The sequence below is a fragment of the Vibrio sp. ER1A genome, from assembly GCF_000733315.1.
GTDB lineage: Bacteria > Pseudomonadota > Gammaproteobacteria > Enterobacterales > Vibrionaceae > Vibrio > Vibrio mediterranei.
Genome location: NZ_JPJA01000086.1, coordinates 617,991 through 635,061 on the forward strand (window position 1 = coordinate 617,991; position 17,071 = coordinate 635,061).

Sequence of the window (17,071 nt, forward strand, 5' to 3'; positions counted from 1 at the left end):
CCAATTTTCTTCAACTACATTAGAAAAATCTTTGTATCTAACATTCGCCTCGTTCTCAGCAATGAGCACACCAGTTACCAACGGAACGGCTCGGTAATTGGCGAAATGATTGGTCTACGGTGAGTGGCTGATGTTTCGATAGGGCGAAGGGATAGTCGCCAAATAATAAATCCTATTTTCCTTATTGATACGAAGAGTTAAAAATGAAAAAAACAAGAATTGCACTTACGCTAGTTACTTTAATTTCTGCAGGTTCATTTGCTGCAGAACCAAACTTTGACCAAGTTAGCGTTAGTAAGAGTGATGTAGAACATGCTGCAAAGTATTTTAGTGACAACTATACTATCGATGACAAGGGTAATGTTTCCACAGCGACTGGAAGAATCGAGAAAATCGGTAGTGTGTCTGAAGTAGATGGCAACATCGTATTTCACAACGAAACCACAGGCGAGGAGATCACTATCGTAAATGGTGGAGAAGGTGACAATATTAACCGTCGCATTGATGAGATAGTTTATACCGATGGAAATGGTCACCATACATCAGCTAAAGTGGTCGACAATGATATGAAGCCTACACCGTTACCGCCGCAACCAGAGAATGATATCATTCCAATGCCTGATGTCGAGAAAGCGGAACGAGATGCAAACCGCAATGCAACTGTCAATAACCAAACTGATATAGCAAGAAACCAAGCAAGTATTGCTAACAACTCAGCTCGCATCGACAACCTAGAACAAGATATGAAAGCAATGGGCAACAAAATGCTCGACCTAGAAGACCGCATGGATGGTGTTGTTGCAACATCTCACGCAGTGACTAACGCTCGCCCAATGGTTCAAGATGCTGGTGAGTTTGCAATGGGTGTAGGTATTGGTGCAGCGGGTTCTAAACAAGCTCTTGCTCTTGGTGGTGCATATCAATTTAACGCAAACTGGTCGTCATCAATGACTGTGAACTACGAAACAGCAGGTAAGCGTTCTAATTCTCAAGTATCTGCTGGCGCAGGTGTTCAGTACCGTTTTAAATAATAATAACCAAGTCTTTACGAATAAGATTGCCCCGGTTTTTACACCGGGGCTTTTTTCGGCCAAACGACTTATTTCCTAGCCAAAAACTTTTGTGTCGAACTATGCAGTTTCAAGCTCACGTTCAACAATATTCAGGCGCTCACCATAGATTGGGCGAACTGCTTTCATAACTTCTGCTCTAGACAGCACTCCTACTAAGACACCATTTTCAAGAACCGGTAGTACATGTGGCTTACTGACCTTCATCGCTTTAGCACGTTCTTCTAGTGATAGAGTAGAGAAACTCGTAGCGATGCCCATAGAGCTCACCGGATATAGCTGCTCTTTGTCGATGCAAAGAAACTCAGCCACATCAACCAACTTTTCGGTAGCATTGATGGCGACGACATCACGGCTCATTAAGTCCACTACTTTCTGACCTTGCTCAGGAATGTAGTCTTGGCACCAAAGGTCGACCATTACGTCGTGAACAGAGAAGAAACCAACCAAACGTCCTTCAATATCGGTGACTGGTGCGCTTGTTAAGTTGTGGTCTAAAAGCGTATCAAGTGCAACAGCAGTAGGCATTTCAACACTAAGCGTTACCGGTTGAGTGTTCATGATGTCTTTTACGATGATGTTGTTGTTCATTTGCGTCTCCTTTACTGACGTTAGCGCAGTAGTTGTTGTGATTGCAGTGACATTTGCTGCTTTTAGTTGTGGTCTTCGGTAGATGCTCCAATTGGCAAGTCCTACCAAAACCGCGCCACCGATGATGTTACCTAGCGTGACTGGTATTAGGTTGTTAGTGAGAAAGTGCATTGGGGTTAGGTCGCTAAACTGTGCAGCGGTTGTACCTGTCGCCGCCCAAAACTCGCTGCCTGCAAAGTTTTGAATAACGATTCCAAGTGGCACCATAAACATGTTTGCTACGCAGTGTTCAAAACCGCTGCTAACGAACATAGCGACAGGTAAGACGGTCATTGCGGCTTTCGTCATAGCATTCGCTGAACTAAAGGTTAGCCATATCGCCAAGCAAACAAGTAGGTTACAAAGCACACCTAATGCAAAAGCTTGTATCCACGTATGATGAAGCTTATGTTGGGCGATATTCAGTGCGTTAAGACCCCATTGACCGTTGTCCATTTGGTAAAGGCCGGCTGCTGACACAATCAACAGCAAGAACATTGCGCCAATAAAGTTGCCGACATATACCTTTCCCCAAATTGACAGCATTTTTCTGAAACTGATTTGCTTATTTGCCCACGAGATGCTCGAGAGAACGGAGCTGGTGAATAGCTCTCCGCCGCAAATAACAATTAAAATCAGACCCATGCTGAATGCGAGTCCACCCGCTAATCGGCTTAGTCCCCATCCTGCATCTGCACTTCCAGTCGTAACTGTGATGTAGAAAAGGAATGCAAGCCCAATGAAGGCCCCGGCCATGATGGCCAGACTCATCGTCATCCCACTGGTTTTCTTCGCTTTACTTAAGGCAAATTTTTCAGCTTCTGCCATCATTTCAAGTGGCGAAAAGAGCAGATGATTGTCGGAGCTAGCTGATGCCATTAATGACTCCTTACTCTTGTCATATTGGATGTTTCGCGCATTTCATAACTCCTTAATCAAAGTGCGAGAACAAGGCCCCTTGCCGTGTTCGAATCTAGATTAAGGGGTAGAGTACCTAGTGGTAAAATTGATAATTTTTAAAATCTAAATCAGAAATATTGATAACTTATCTGCACAAGGTAGAATAAGGGCTGTTGTCCATAACGTACTGTTTTTAAGTGAGAGATTGGCAGGTTAATAAGATTCTTGGTGGTGAAATAATAATCACAAAAATCCACCTGACGGGCAGCATAAGGGAAACTGATGATGTCCGGTCGACGCCTGAGAATTGATTGCGGCATTCAATTTGGATTTAGTAGTGGAAGGAAAGCAGATGCGATATTCATTAAAGCAGTTAGCAGTATTTGATGCAGTAGCCGATACAGGAAGTGTCAGTCAAGCTGCTGAAAAGCTGTCTTTAACCCAATCAGCCACTAGCATGTCGTTAGCGCAATTAGAGAAAATGCTTGGCCGCCCTTTATTTGAACGTCAGGGTAAGCAGATGGCGTTGTCCCATTGGGGAGTCTGGCTGCGTCCAAAAGCGAAACGCTTGTTACAAGACGCCCAGCAAATTGAGATGGGATTTTACGAACAGCATCTATTGAGTGGCGAATTAAAGCTTGGCGCTAGTCAAACACCAGCAGAACACTTAGTCCCTGATCTTATTAGTGCCATCGACAACGATTTCCCTGAGATGAGAATTACGTTGGGAGTGCAGAGTACGGACTCAGTTATCGAAGGTGTTTTGGATTACAAATACGACCTTGGCATTATAGAAGGTCGCTGCGACGATAATCGAGTTCACCAAGAAGTTTGGTGTCGAGACCACCTGACTGTCGTGGCATCTGCCCATCATCCTTTTGCAAAAAGAGATAGAGTGAGTCTCGCACAACTAGAGCAAGCGCGCTGGGTATTGCGCGAACATGGTTCCGGTACCCGTAAAATCTTTGATAGCTCCATCCACCATCTCATTGCAGACTTAGATGTCTGGCGCGAATACGAGCACGTACCCGTACTTCGTAGCATGGTCGCAAATAGCCAGTACCTAACTTGTTTACCATATCTTGATGTAGAGCGCTTTATTGAAGCTGGTCAATTGGTTGCGTTGAACGTGCCCGAACTAGAAATGGAACGCACGCTGTCATTCATCTGGCGTGCTGATATGGCCGAGAACCCTTTAGCTGAATGTGCAAAGAGAGAGGGGCTAAGAATGATGAAAGGTCGCCCTTCGGTATTGTAGTGATCGGTGTCACATAATAAATGTACGCTATGTAACTTAAATGATGTTAACGTGATATTTGTCACGCCAATATCCAGTGTATTTGTTAACCTAGCATAATCAATCATTTTGCTAGGTTAACCCTTTATGAGCCCACTAATCGCTATTTCAATTACCACAGGTATTCTCTCTGGCATCTGGGGATGGACAGCGATGTCGTTAGGTTTGTTATCGTGGGCTGGGTTCTTAGGGTGTACAAGTTACTTTGCATCACCGAAAGATGGCATAAAAGGTTTAGCACAAAGCTTACTAACTAATATGTCTGGTGTTGTTTGGGCTTTAGTGATTATTCATGGCTCTTCACTGGTCAATCTAGAGATCGTTGGCTATTTAATGACGGCTTTAGTTTCCTTCTTTATGTGTTTTCAAGCAAAACGCGATTGGTTAGGTTACATTCCAGGTACGTTTATCGGTGCTTGCGCAACTTTCGCGGCTAATGGTGACTGGCAAATCGTTGTACCGTCTTTAGTGCTTGGTGGATTGTTTGGCTATTCAATGAAAGCCAGTGGACTTTGGTTACATCAGCAGCTTTCCGTTAAAACGACTCAAGAGTTAGCAAAAGACTGAATTTCATAGTTAAAGCCTGATATCAAAACAATTGATATCAGGCTTTTCGTCAAGTATTACCGTTCGCCATAGTCACAACTCGTTTCAAGATCCATCTTATCAATAAAGGGATACTGTCCGGTCCTCTCTCCTCACATTCAGAGACAATCGCCAGTGCAAGGTCGGGTTTCGCAAACTTTTTGAGTACGCGCGTAACTACCTTTTTTGGAGGGATTGGATGATCATGAGGAATCTTGATGAGATCCCTAAAGAAATCTTCAAAGCCGTGTGTATACAGATAGTGCTCAATATCTCTATCGGGTAGTTCAGTTAAATGGTGGCGCGGATGGTCGCCGTGTAATTGATGGATAACAGTTGTTGCATATTTCTTTCCAGCAGTATCTCCGTCCGTTACAACATGCCAATCTATACCAAATGCTTGGGCAACTTTGATCAAAGACTTAAGACCTGATTGTGCAAATTCAATGATTTGAACCCCTTCAGCGGATAGGTTATAGCCCGAAAGATTAGCGAGTTCATTAAAAAGCCACACCTCAGTCTCGCCTTCAACCAGTAACCAACAACGGGCAAATAGTGCGCGGGAGCGATGAAATCGGATATGAAAACCAACGCGCCGCAAGTCATCTTTAGTTAGGTTATTAGGAGAAATACTTGTCGTAACAGTCTTATCAGACTGCCTGACTAGTCGACGGATAGATTCCAGTGGGACTGCGCCGAGTAAGTCACTACTGTTCGTTGTGAGGATCTTTTGCATCGGAAGCATTTGCAATAAGCTCCACGCGCGGGAGAGGTGAGTTGGGTGTAAACGACCTTCAGGATCTTCAATGATAAGTATTGGACGTGCGCAACGTCTGAGTTCAGTTGGACCTTTTGCCTGTAAATAAGCATTGAGCAATCCTAATAGAAGTAACCGCGTTTGATGGTTCTTCGTTTCATCGATCACTTGGGAGAGATTTTGCTCATTCGAAGGTCGCGAGAAGAATACGCCATCGCGATTGCCATTTTTGGAAAGCCCGCGTGAATGGCTTTTAAATGAGAAATAGTGCTCTACCAACACCTTCATCGAGTTGAGACTACTTTTCATTTCTCCTTTATTCACATGGCCAGGTATCGCCATTAATCGACGCACTGTGTTGTTGATTCGCTTTTCAGAGCGTGAGTTATGACCATTAGTAGCGATCTCATGATGGTAGAATCTACGAGAGTCTCGAAGCCGTATGACAGGGTGAAGTGTCATCAACTCTTGCGCTAATTTCTCTGAATGGTGTAACCGTAGAGGAGAGCCATTTAAATCAAGAAAGGCATAATGCTGAGTGACATCATAGCCTTCTAATGTAGCACTGATTCGATAATAGAAACGTTCTACTCCATTACTGTCTTGCTGCCAAATAGGTTTGAGCTTGCGATAGCGGCCTGAGTGAGTTTCGTTTCTTTCAGTGGCTACAAAGGAGAGAATAATCTGTAGGTGCCTCGTTTGGGGATGTGAAGCGGCGTAATCTACGTGGAAATCTTTCATTTCGAACTGATACAGTTCCCCGTCAGCAGGAAGCACAACACACAAGGCATCAAGTAAAGAAGACTTACCCCAAGTATTTTCACCAATCAACGTGGTTAGGTCATTGAGCGCGAGAGAGAGGCGCTTAATGCCGCGAAAACCGGATATATCAATGCGTTCTAACTTCATCCAATTCTCCTTAAGTTGTAGTTAGTACGTAGAATCGAAAATACTAACTATCTCAATCAATTATAAGAGGGTTTTCGAGATTGAGCTGTAATCAAGCTCATATTAATTTCAAATATCCCTAGAGAATTTATGTGATGTATATCAAACACAGACCTGTATAATGTGCTCTGCATTTCAAGAACTTCATTGGAATGTCACATAAAGCGGTCTAACATCAGAGGGGAGATAACAGAGAAACGCTATGAAGAAAAACAATAAACCTCTCAAACTAACGATTGCTCATATCAATGATACTCACTCTTACTTTGAACCAACGTCGCTTCCATTAACCATCGTCCATAACGAAACTGTATATCAACCATTTGTTAGCGCTGGCGGCTTTGCACGTATCGCAACTCGAGTTGAACAGTTACGAGCACAGGTGGATGATGAAGCATTCTTGCTGCTACATGCCGGTGATTGTTTTCAAGGGACGCTGTACTTCTCTTTATTTAAGGGCGAAGCAAACGCTGAATTACTCAATGAACTTAGACCAGATGCGATGGCACTGGGTAATCATGAACTCGATATGGGTAATGAACCTGTAGGGAAGTTCATTAGAGAAATAGAGTTTCCGTTATTGGCGGGTAACTGGAACCTCTCTAGAGAGGGGGACAAAGAGTTTCCGCTAAATGGGCATCCGAATCTATACCAATATGATGTGGAGCAAAAAACTGCACAATGGATAGTGAAGAGTGTTGGGAACGAACAAGTGGCCATCTTTGGTTTGTCTATCGACAAAATGGCTGACATCGCGAACCCGGACTGTGATACAAGCTTTGAGTCTTCGTTAGAGGTTGCGCGAGCGACTATCGCCGCCATTAAACAAAGTGGTATCAATAAAATCATTATCTTAAGCCATATGGGCTATGAGACCGACCTTGAAATAGCGGGCCAATTGGAAGGTGTTGGGCTTATTATCGGCGGACATAGCCATGTGTTACAGGGTGACTTTTCTCAGCTAGGATTGGCTTCCAAAGATCACTATGGCGTTAATGTGAATGGCACATATGTGGTTCAAGCGGGTTACCATGCGATGATGATGGGCCATTGTGAAATTGAGTTTGATAGTGATGGTTCAGTGGTGAGCTTTTACGGCAAAAACGAACTGTTAGTCGGACGCCGAGTGTTTATGGATGTAGACGGTGAGGTATCATCCATTCCTTATGAAGCGATTCGAGATAGAGTTCAATCGCATCCGAACGTCCAAGTTTGTCGCAAACATCCGTCAATCAAACAGATAATGAATGATAAGTACCGTCCTAGAGTAAAGGCATTACAAGAGCAAAAAGTGACGACTCTGAATCATACTCTTCGACACATTAGGCTTCCAGACGAACAGGGCGGTAGTGAGATAGCTCCTCTCGTCGCTGCGTCATTTTTACACACCATGAAAGCGCTTGGTCATCAGGTTGACTTTGCTATTCATAATGCCGGTGGCGTGCGCAATTCACTTAATCGCGGCGCTATTTCGGTTGCAGACATTGCCGGAAAATTATTGCCTTTTGCCGTGCCGATAGGCATCTACAAGATAAAAGGGAAGTTCATTCCACGTATTATCGAAGGTGCAATAGACAACGCAATAGGTAATGGTGTTGTTGGAACGGGATCAGGCAGTTATCCGTATACGTCGCAACTTGAATTTCATTATGACAAAGACAAACCTAAAGGGGCTCGAGTTACAGATATTAAGATTGCTAACCAGCCCATCGAGTTGAACAAAATATATACTGGCAGTTCAAGCGCTTACACCATGAAAGGAAAAGAGGGCTACGACGCCATATTAAATATGGAAGGGACAGGTACCGTTACAAATTGGTCTATGGCTGATTGTTTTATAAAGCTTTTATCGGATAGACCGTATGTTGTGAATAGAGTAAACCGAGAAAACAAAGACTCGGTTCCAAAATAATGGAACGTAAATTGCTTTTATTGAACTGATCTTGACGGTTGCAGTCTATCGAAACAGATTGCGCCACATTCACTGGAGGAACCATGTGGAACAGAGATTGGATTGATACGCTTGTGGTACTGAGTTGGATAGGCGCATGGTCGCTACTAGTCTACTTTATACCAGGAGGGGCAATTTAGCCCACACTGCACTTTAGCCAGCTCAAACGAGCTGGCTTCTTTTTTTTTGATATTTTTTATCTTAGATGCTGATAAGAAAGGGGTTGGCCGAGAACTGCTTAATCTCGGCCGTTCCAGACGCGCAAGCAAAGGCGTTCCGTAAACAAAACTAAGAGCCAAGGCTTGCGTCGTCAAGAGAAATCGCACGTGATCCTCTATAATTATCAAAAAAAACTGGTTTAGTTTTACTATGTGCGGTCGACTTAACATTATCGATGATCCATTTAGCCAATTTGTATCACGTCAACTTGGCATTGCTTTTTATGCCGCTCCCAATCTAGACATTCGGCCGAGCGAAGGGCTTCAATGCATTGTTGCGTCTCCCGAACAAGAATTATTTCAGTTTCCACTTGGTTGGGGGCTCCGAACAAGCTGGAGTAGTAAGTTGATTATTAATGCTCAAGCTGAAACGGTATCTATTAAACCGACTTTTCAACAAGCTTTTGCTTTACATAGGGTCGTTGTACCATGCTTTGGTTGGTATGAATGGAGTCAAGGAACCTCGTCCACTGAAAACAAAACCAAGTATTTATTTTATGCAGCAGATAAGTCGCCTTTGTATATGGCAGCTATTGGTTATCCTGAGTCGACGCGGGTTATCACACTCACCACTGCACCGACACAGGAGTATCTACGCTATCATCACCGTATGCCAGCGCTGCTTGCGGCTGAATCGGTTTCAGATTGGCTTAATTGCAATGCTCTCGAAGCGGAGGCTTTGTTGAAAAGTGGATTAATACGTAATGCTTGGACTTGCCGGCCCGCATAAAAAGCTAAGTGAAAACAACATCACTTGTGATTCATCGAGAAGGAAGTAAAATCTTTCAGACTTTCAAATACAAAGGGTAAACTTGGTATGATGCTCATCGCTTATAAACTGGTGAAATTAGCGATTATTACTGCTGTGTTTTTGACGATTTTTGATCTGGTTGCTTACGGTGAAATAACGTGGTTCAGCCGTTGGTTTGGACTTTAAGCAAGAAACCATTACGTATAAAAAAAGCCTCATCTAGTGAGGCTTTTTTCGAATTCTGTTTGTACTAAGCGTTAGAGCTTACAACACGCTTTTCTTGTTGCATCTTGATTAGAAAGTAAACGTTGACGCAAGCTATAAAGCCGTTGGTGATAACAACTGGCATAGAATCAATAGCCAGCCCATAAGCTGTAAATAATGCACAGCCGATAAAGTTCAACACTCGTAGCTTTACGATATCCTTCATCGTTAATGAGATAGCCACCATAATTGATGCTGCATAACCCAATAACTCAACCATATTAATGTCCATAATGTGCTCCTCTAAATCTTGCCAGTGAGTCTGGTACCTATTCTTCTCATCATGAGATTTACGAGGAAGCTCCTTGCCTCGAACGGTGTTGCTAATTCGGGTGCACTATATCAGCCAGAGTTCTGTGATGGAAGCCTCACTTTTGTGTTCGGAGAGGGTTAGCGATTACGCAAACGTTTTTTTGGCTGACCTTAGTTACGAAGAACGGTTTTTGTTGAGTAAAATGTTAAAAAAAAGCCCGCTTTAAAAGCGGGCTTATAAATCCGGTTAGGCGATTACTTCTTACCTTGAACCATTTGCTTGTCTTCTTCAGTCAGTTCGCGAATGCGACGGCTGATATCACGACGAGCTTTTGAAATCTCGGCGCTCTTGATGATGTGGTCATCAACACGATCTTCGTAGTCTGCTTTCATATTTTTGATGATGGTGACGATTTCATCGTGAGTCATTTCAGGCTTGATGTAATCCATCAAGTTTTCTAGCAAGTCTACACGTTTACGGTTATCACGAACTTTTTTCTCGTTATCTAGAAGCTCGCGTTTTAGTTTGTTCTTACGACGTGCTTGTGCAACGATCTCGAATACGCTACTCATAAGTCCTTTCCTAAATTATTGTCAAAATCTAGCTTGATTAAAGCATAACAAAACTCGTTATAACAGCCCTTAGATCAATACTGACGGTCTATTGCTCATAATGTCATCACTCAAGAAAGAAACAATTGAGTTAATAGCTCACTTAGCGCTATGATTTCCGAACCCAATGTTTGTCAATTTAAAGAAAACCATGTTACCTCACTCAAAAACACTTCCTGAATTCAAAAGTGACATAGTGATCAATCAAGAGGAACCTCAAGTTTCGCCGTCAAGGAAACTGAAGGGAGCTTATATCAATGAGCGTTCTCGACTGGAAGTGACGGAAGTTGAGCTTAACCGCAGTAAGGTTGTGATGGTCGACCAAGATGGCAATTTCATTAGGGTTCCGTTTCTTTCTGAACACTAGGTACGTATGCTTACTTCTGTAAGGTTTAAAGCGAATAAAAGGATATAACAATGAATATAGAACTTTCCTTGGTCGAGGCTCGTGTTATCGGATGCCTTATCGAAAAAGAAGTGACAACGCCCGATCACTATCCCCTTACGTTGAATAGTCTAACAACAGCATGTAATCAAAAAAGCAATCGTGACCCAGTGTTATCTTTGTCAGAAGCCGAAGTTCAAGATGCAGCTCAAGCATTGATTTCTCGCCGTTTAGTGAGCGATGAAAGTGGCTTTAATAGCCGTGTATCGAAATTTCAACACAGGTTCTGTAACACCGAATTTGGTGACCTAAAACTCAGCGCTCAGGAAAAAGGTATCGTATGTTGTTTGCTGTTGAGAGGCGCTCAAACTCCGGGTGAATTGCGTACGAGAACTAACCGTTTATGTGAGTTCACGGATGTTAAAGAGGTAGAAGCTGTTTTAGATGCAATGAGCAGTCGCGAAGGTGGGGCTCTTGTCGTTAAGCTCCCAAGAGAAGCCGGTAAACGCGAGTCGAGATATATGCACCTATTCAGTGGCGAAATCGATATTGAGGAGTTTGCGCAGCAATCTGCCGGGCCAGTTTCCGTCTCCACTCCGACGACCGAACGTATCGAAGCTCTAGAGCAAGAAGTTGAATCTTTAAAATCTGAGCTTAGTGAGCTAAAGGCGCTGGTCAATTCACTTATGTAATGCGAGAAAGGGTAGCAATTATCGCTACCCTTGTTTTTTTAGCGTATTTAGAAATTAAGTTATGGAAGTTGAACACGAAGAGCCATCCTGGTTTGTTTACCTTATTAGAACTTCTCAATCGGCACTGTATTGCGGGATTACTAATGATTTGCAGCGGCGCTTTAAACAACATCAAGAGGGTAAGGGAGCAAAAGCGCTACGCGGTAAAGGACCTTTACAGCTGGTGTGGAGTCAATCCGAAATAAACAAAAGTGAAGCTCTAAAAACAGAAATAGCTATTAAGAAGCTCAAGAAAACGCAGAAAGAACGTCTAGTAAAGCAGGCTGTCCGTTTCGAGCGAAAATAACAGTAGCAAGATGACTGGCTGAACACATCGATGTTGTATACACTTGTTCTATAACAGAATAATGATAAGCAACACATGAACAGAATCTATTCAACTTTGCTAGCTTCCATAATCATTCCATTCGCCACTCAGTCGGCAGCGAGTGAAATATTGCCGGGCTATTGGGATTACCAAGAATATCTCCGTGCCCATCCTGTTCAAGAACAGCTTACCAATGAACTTTCCGAGGTGGTTAGGCAACAGCCAACACCACTCTCTGTCGAGCAAAATAAACCTGTCACAATATCAGTAGTTTATCCCGGTCAACAGGTTTCTGATTATTGGGTAAGAAACATTAAAGCGTTCGAGACACGTATGGAAGAACTTGGTATCAACTATGAGCTAAACCAAGTTTTTACTCGACCCAATATAGATTTGCGACAGCAAAGTGTTTCGTTGATGGAAGCGGTGAAAAATAAATCCGGTTATTTGATTTTTACACTAGATACGACACGTCATCGTAAGTTTATTGAGCACGTTATTCATTCTACTGATACAAAACTCATCCTGCAGAATATCACTACACCAGTGAGAGCATGGGATGAAACCCCTCCATTTCTTTATGTTGGCTTTGACCATGTGATCGGCAGTCATCTACTCTCGGGTTACTTTAAACAGCGATTTCAGAATAGCCACTCTTATTCTGTTTTGTATTTTTCAGAAGGTTACGTTAGCGATGCACGCGGTGGTACGTTTATCCAAGACATGGAAGAGTCAGGGGACTATCAACTCGCTTCGTCCTATTACACTAAAGCGAATAAAGAGAGTGGCTACAAGGCGGCATTAAGTAGTTTGCAACAGAACCCAGACATTAGCTTTATTTACGCCTGCTCAACGGATGTAGCTTTAGGTGCTGTTGATGCCCTAGAGCAACTTAAACGAAATGATATCGTTATTAATGGCTGGGGAGGGGGATCTGCCGAACTGGATGCAATCGCTAATAATAAACTTGATGTAACCGTTATGAGAATGAATGACGATACCGGTGTTGCCATGGCGGAAGCCATTAAGTGGGATCTTGAAGGAAAACCAGTACCAACGGTTTATTCCGGTGATTTTGAACTGGTTACCAGTGAAGATTCGCAATCAAGGATCGATGAATTAAAAAAGAAAGCATTTAGATATTCTGATAAAAGCTGATGCCACTAACGAACTTCAATAAACATAAAACACTCGCCACTCTTATTACCCGTACTGTTGTATGGGTAGTGACGATCTTTACTGTTGGCGTGTTGATTCAAAGTTGGCATTTAAGCCGGGATATTGTGCAAGAAGAAGTGCAACGAACCTTTCGCCAAACGAGTAGCTTAATACATAACTTCTTCGAGTATCGCCTCGCTTCGTTACAAATTTTGCAAGACAGCAATGCTAAAAGTGATACGGTTGAGAGCTTTTTTAACAATCACGATTCTCGCTCGCTAGACTATTTTTTTCTGCGGGAAGACAATCTTGAACCAATCCATTCACCAGACTTTCGTTTTATCAGTCATTTAAGTGATGTAATTTGGGATGACGGTAACGCGCTTTTCTATGGTTTAGAGTCCTCAAGTCTAACTGAGTTGTTTCATAAAGTGGACATTCACAGCAATTGGAACGCATTGGTCACTGATTCCCAGTTAGGACTTAAGCATACTTTGATTCGACGTACGCCAATCATCCAGAGTGAGTCTGGGGAAGTCCTTGGGTTCCTATTTGTTGGGGTTGTTCTTGATGACAATGCCGGTTTGTTAGCGAGCTTGTTACGTGGCAGCAATAGCGATGATGTTATTCTGCGTTTTGGTAATAAATTTATTGCGTCGACTATTTCACCTGATGACAATTATACGCTTAAATCAATTTCTGATTTGATTTATAGCGGAGAAACAGATTTAAACCGATTATTGATCACTGAAACAAACTTAACGATAGGGACGAAACAAGACGTCTTGAGTATCTTTTCAGTACAACGAAACCCTAGTGTTCTGGCACTGCGTAATAGCTATTTGTTCTGGATTTTTCTTTCACTTATCGTCATAACCACCATATCTTTTTTAACCAGGCGTTGGCTAAATAGAAAGGTGACTCAAGAGTTGTCTGAGCTGATGGTTTACACCAAGATTGCTGTAAACAAAGAGCGTGTTCAGAGGTTCGCTGGTTCAAGTATCCATGAGTTCAATCATATTGGTAATACACTAAGCAACACATTTGAACGCTTGTCAGAACAGGAAAAACTGTTCCAAGATCTATTCAATTTTTCTTTATCTCCAATTATTGTTTGGACTGAGAAAGCTACGATTCTACAAATTAACCCAGCAGCAAAAAAATCACTAGAGCTGTTTGAAGAATTGAATCAGTCAAATAGCGAGAGCTTTGTTTCATTTGTAAACGAGATGACCCCACTTGTCATGAAGGCGAGTATGGGGGCAACATTAACAGGTATTGATGTCCCTATCGGAGAAAAAGTATATCGATGGAGTCTATCAGCGATTCAGACTAGAGATGACAGTACACTGGTACTTTCACAAGGACAAGACATTACCAAATTGGTAGAGGCGGAAAAACAAAGTATCAAAGCCCGTAAAGAGGCTGAGTGGTCTGCTAAGGCCAGAACTGACTTTTTGGCGAAAATGAGTCACGAAATTCGTACACCATTGAATGGAATCTTAGGTATTTCGCAGCTCCTTAAGCAAGGGGGTGATGATGGACAATATCAAGAGCAGATTGAAGTGCTTTGTAACAGTGGCGAACACCTACTGGCAGTACTGAACGATATTTTAGATTTCTCTAAAATTGAAAATGGTAGCTTTAAACTTGAAAAGCATAACTTCAAGTTCAAAGAAGTGATTACTGCGATTGAGGGGATTTATAAGCCGCTTTGCGATCATAAGAATATTGAGCTCGTTATCCAAAATAGTTTGAGTGCAAATACAGCGTTAAACACAGACCAAGTCCGATTGAATCAGATTTTGTTTAATCTGGTTAGTAACGCGATCAAGTTTACCCACAAAGGTTTCGTCAAGGTGAGCTTTGCGCTTAAAACAGCCGAATCGAGCAAAACAAATTGGTTAACCATCCATGTTGAAGACACTGGTATTGGTATCCTAAGCGATCAAATTCAGCAGATCTTTGACCCATTTGTTCAATCGGAAGCAACGTTGACACGTGAGTATGGCGGTAGTGGTCTTGGGTTAGCGATTGTTAAAAACCTAGTAACTATTTTTGATGGCCAAATCAATGTCAGTAGTGAGGTAGGTCGCGGGACTAGATTCGAAGTTAGGCTACCGGTAGAAACGGCAATAGGACAAGCAGAGCAAAGTGTTGAAGAAACCGTTATCGATTTTAATTTGTTTTCTGAAATAGTGAACGTGTTACTGGTAGAAGACAATCATACCAATGCCTTTATTGCCAAAGCCTTCTGTGAAAAGTACGGCATGAATGTGATTTGGGCTAAAGATGGACAGGAAGCGCTAGAGATTCTAAATACGATGTCATTTGAGTTGATCTTAATGGACAACCAGTTGCCTTCTGTATCAGGTATTGAAGTGACTAAGCGAATTCGAAAGACGATAAATCAAAAAGTACCTATCTATGCTTGTACCGCGGATAACTTAGATTCAACCCGACAAGCCTTCTTCGCTGCTGGGGCAGATTTTGTCATTGTGAAACCGATCAAAGAGAAATCGCTGTACGAAGCACTCAGACATTTCAAGAAATATCACTATCAGCTAGGGCCACAACAGGCTGCAGAGAAGTAACAAAAAGGGAAGCGAAATTCGCTTCCCTGCTTTTAATCGTTTGATTGAACTAACGAGCTAGCTTGTGATGAGCATTTGAGAAGTGGCCAGCACAAAATGCGCCAACAATTGAAAGCTCACCCGCCAAACAAAGGCTCGCTGCTACTTCTGCCAAGGCTTGGGAGTTACCGGTTCCATGTAAACCTAGCAAGTCTAAGCAGGCTTTTTGACTCGGTAAGCTTGTGCCGCCTCCAACAGTACCTACCATTAAGTTTGGGAGGGTGACGCTTGCATACAACTCACCTGCATCAGTGACCTCCATGCGCGTCATACCAATAGCCGATTCTGCAACGCAAGCAGCATCTTGCCCACAAGCGATATAGAGTGCTGCTAACGCATTAGCATAATGTGCGTTGATACCTATCGTACCACTGAGCGCTCCGCCAACTGTGGTCATCTGACCAAACTGAGCCATTTTCTTTGGGGAGGTGTGAAGGTATTTCTCGACTAACCTTGCTGGAATTAGAACTTCAGCAGTGACTTTCTTGCCTCTAACGCTACGTAAAGTTTGAGAGTTAGCTTTTTTATCACCGGATAAGTTACCGTCGAGAAACGCATATTCAGGCTTGATAGGGGTATGCGTCAGGATGTAATCAAATACAACGTTGGTTGCTATGGTCACCATATTCTGACCTGAAGCGTCTCCTGTCAAATACTCAAATACCAGATAAACATGATTACCTTCGATATTGACGTTGATATCGCTTAACTTTCCGTGTGATGTTGTAGATTCAGCTAATTGTTTAAAGTGGTCGAACTGTGTTACTAACCAAGCCACAAACTTTCCGGCTTCAATTAACGACTTGAAGGCGAAACCAGGGGTGCGCGTTACGCCCTCATTAAGCAACATAGCGCTAGCACCACCGCAAGCAGTAATAAGATTGGCACCTCGGTTGTAAGAAGCGACGAGAGCGGCTTCTGTTGTTGCTAATGGGATTTGGTAGTCGCCCTGTGCAAATAACCCATTGACCCGTAGAGGACCCGCTGTACCAATAGGCATTTTTAGAGTGCCTATGAAAAACTCGATATTTTTAGCATAGCTATCCATTTGGGATTCGGTATGGACGTCGAGTAATTGTGATTTAGCTTCTGAGTTATCAAGAATTCCCCAACGGTAATCAACATTACGAGCAGTTAGATAAGGGCTGCGATTCACTTTTCGAGAAGGTGTATGTTGCTTAGGCGATAACTTGGCATCGAACTCAGTCAAAGTGAGGTCTTTATCAATACTAGTGAGGTAATCACGTTTGTGAAGGTTAACTTTTGGCATGCGGATCTTAGTAAAACAGTTTGGAAGGGGATTCTACCCACCTAACACTCAGATACAAGGAGTTCCAGTGCGGTTATGTGACATCTTATTACTTTGCTACGTGAATCCAATGGGTTACTGAGAGAAAATGCAATACTTTGAAACAATACAACGATTGGTATTTACTGGAATAGTTGCGTTAGAGCGCTCATTTCTTCTTCACTAAGTAGGCTTGCAGCACTCGGGGAAAGCTGGTTGGAAATCTCACCTTGTAGCGCTTTCAATTGCTGGGGAGAGAGCAATTTTAGTTGTTCTCTTAGCTGTTCAAACTGTTGCGTCGACATTTTATGAC

16 protein-coding genes are annotated in these 17,071 nt (G+C 42.7%); 10 read left to right on the plus strand and 6 right to left on the minus strand.

Annotated features, from left to right (window positions below; genetic code table 11):
- Window positions 1-203: 203 nt before the first annotated feature.
- Window positions 204-1,031, plus strand: coding sequence for a YadA C-terminal domain-containing protein (locus tag HW45_RS28360; RefSeq protein ID WP_051867981.1), 828 nt, complete (start codon window positions 204-206; stop codon window positions 1,029-1,031).
- A gap of 99 nt (window positions 1,032-1,130) precedes the next feature.
- On the opposite strand, the gene focA is transcribed toward HW45_RS28360, so the two are convergent.
- Window positions 1,131-2,579, minus strand: a complete 1,449-nt coding sequence (gene focA, locus HW45_RS10070; protein WP_038226770.1) for a formate transporter FocA — start codon at window positions 2,577-2,579, stop codon at window positions 1,131-1,133.
- A 373-nt stretch (window positions 2,580-2,952) separates the two neighbouring features.
- Here focA and HW45_RS10075 point away from each other — a divergent pair, with 373 nt between their 5' ends.
- Both HW45_RS10075 and HW45_RS10080 read left to right on the plus strand, forming a co-directional pair.
- Window positions 2,953-3,858 (plus strand): LysR substrate-binding domain-containing protein, encoded by a 906-nt coding sequence (locus HW45_RS10075; RefSeq protein ID WP_006072809.1) that lies wholly within the window; start codon window positions 2,953-2,955, stop codon window positions 3,856-3,858.
- A gap of 126 nt (window positions 3,859-3,984) precedes the next feature.
- Entirely contained in the window at window positions 3,985-4,464 is a 480-nt protein-coding gene (locus tag HW45_RS10080; RefSeq protein WP_038226773.1) for a DUF1097 domain-containing protein, read from the plus strand.
- Between the two features lie 49 nt (window positions 4,465-4,513).
- Here HW45_RS10080 and HW45_RS10085 read toward each other — a convergent pair whose 3' ends face one another.
- Complete coding sequence (locus HW45_RS10085) at window positions 4,514-6,148, minus strand: ATP-dependent endonuclease (RefSeq protein ID WP_038226776.1); 1,635 nt, start codon at window positions 6,146-6,148, stop codon at window positions 4,514-4,516.
- A 241-nt stretch (window positions 6,149-6,389) separates the two neighbouring features.
- Between HW45_RS10085 and HW45_RS10090 the strand changes: the two genes are divergently transcribed.
- Window positions 6,390-8,099, plus strand: coding sequence for a bifunctional metallophosphatase/5'-nucleotidase (locus HW45_RS10090; protein WP_038226777.1), 1,710 nt, complete (start codon window positions 6,390-6,392; stop codon window positions 8,097-8,099).
- Between the two features lie 408 nt (window positions 8,100-8,507).
- Window positions 8,508-9,086, plus strand: a complete 579-nt coding sequence (locus HW45_RS10095; protein WP_038226779.1) for an SOS response-associated peptidase — start codon at window positions 8,508-8,510, stop codon at window positions 9,084-9,086.
- 271 nt (window positions 9,087-9,357) lie between these two features.
- On the opposite strand, the gene HW45_RS10105 is transcribed toward HW45_RS10095, so the two are convergent.
- The gene (locus HW45_RS10105; RefSeq protein ID WP_006072803.1) at window positions 9,358-9,603 is read right to left on the minus strand and encodes a YgjV family protein; all 246 of its coding nucleotides are present in this window, start codon (window positions 9,601-9,603) and stop codon (window positions 9,358-9,360) included.
- Window positions 9,604-9,878: 275 nt separating this feature from the next.
- A complete protein-coding gene (locus HW45_RS10110; protein ID WP_006072802.1) occupies window positions 9,879-10,196 on the minus strand; it encodes a DUF496 family protein in 318 nt (105 codons plus the stop codon).
- A gap of 190 nt (window positions 10,197-10,386) precedes the next feature.
- Here HW45_RS10110 and HW45_RS10115 point away from each other — a divergent pair, with 190 nt between their 5' ends.
- The 5 genes from HW45_RS10115 (at window position 10,387) to luxQ (ending at window position 15,431) form a co-directional block, all read left to right on the plus strand.
- On the plus strand, window positions 10,387-10,602 hold the full coding sequence (locus tag HW45_RS10115; RefSeq protein ID WP_038226781.1) for a hypothetical protein: 216 nt from the start codon (window positions 10,387-10,389) through the stop codon (window positions 10,600-10,602).
- A gap of 50 nt (window positions 10,603-10,652) precedes the next feature.
- A complete protein-coding gene (locus tag HW45_RS10120) occupies window positions 10,653-11,312 on the plus strand; it encodes a YceH family protein (protein ID WP_038226785.1) in 660 nt (219 codons plus the stop codon).
- A 61-nt stretch (window positions 11,313-11,373) separates the two neighbouring features.
- Window positions 11,374-11,658 (plus strand): GIY-YIG nuclease family protein, encoded by a 285-nt coding sequence (locus tag HW45_RS10125; RefSeq protein WP_038226787.1) that lies wholly within the window; start codon window positions 11,374-11,376, stop codon window positions 11,656-11,658.
- Window positions 11,659-11,733: 75 nt separating this feature from the next.
- Window positions 11,734-12,837 (plus strand): autoinducer 2-binding periplasmic protein LuxP, encoded by a 1,104-nt coding sequence (locus HW45_RS10130; RefSeq protein WP_038226789.1) that lies wholly within the window; start codon window positions 11,734-11,736, stop codon window positions 12,835-12,837.
- Window positions 12,837-15,431, plus strand: coding sequence for a quorum-sensing autoinducer 2 sensor kinase/phosphatase LuxQ (gene luxQ / locus HW45_RS10135; protein ID WP_038226791.1), 2,595 nt, complete (start codon window positions 12,837-12,839; stop codon window positions 15,429-15,431). Before HW45_RS10130 ends, luxQ begins: the two co-directional genes overlap by 1 nt.
- A gap of 49 nt (window positions 15,432-15,480) precedes the next feature.
- On the opposite strand, the gene HW45_RS10140 is transcribed toward luxQ, so the two are convergent.
- Window positions 15,481-16,740 carry a hydroxymethylglutaryl-CoA reductase gene (locus HW45_RS10140; RefSeq protein ID WP_038226794.1) on the minus strand — a complete coding sequence of 420 codons (1,260 nt, stop codon included), beginning with the start codon at window positions 16,738-16,740 and terminating at the stop codon, window positions 15,481-15,483.
- A 161-nt stretch (window positions 16,741-16,901) separates the two neighbouring features.
- Window positions 16,902-17,063: a hypothetical protein gene (locus tag HW45_RS29730; RefSeq protein WP_088879041.1), complete on the minus strand. Its 162-nt coding sequence runs from the start codon at window positions 17,061-17,063 to the stop codon at window positions 16,902-16,904.
- Window positions 17,064-17,071: the final 8 nt, after the last annotated feature.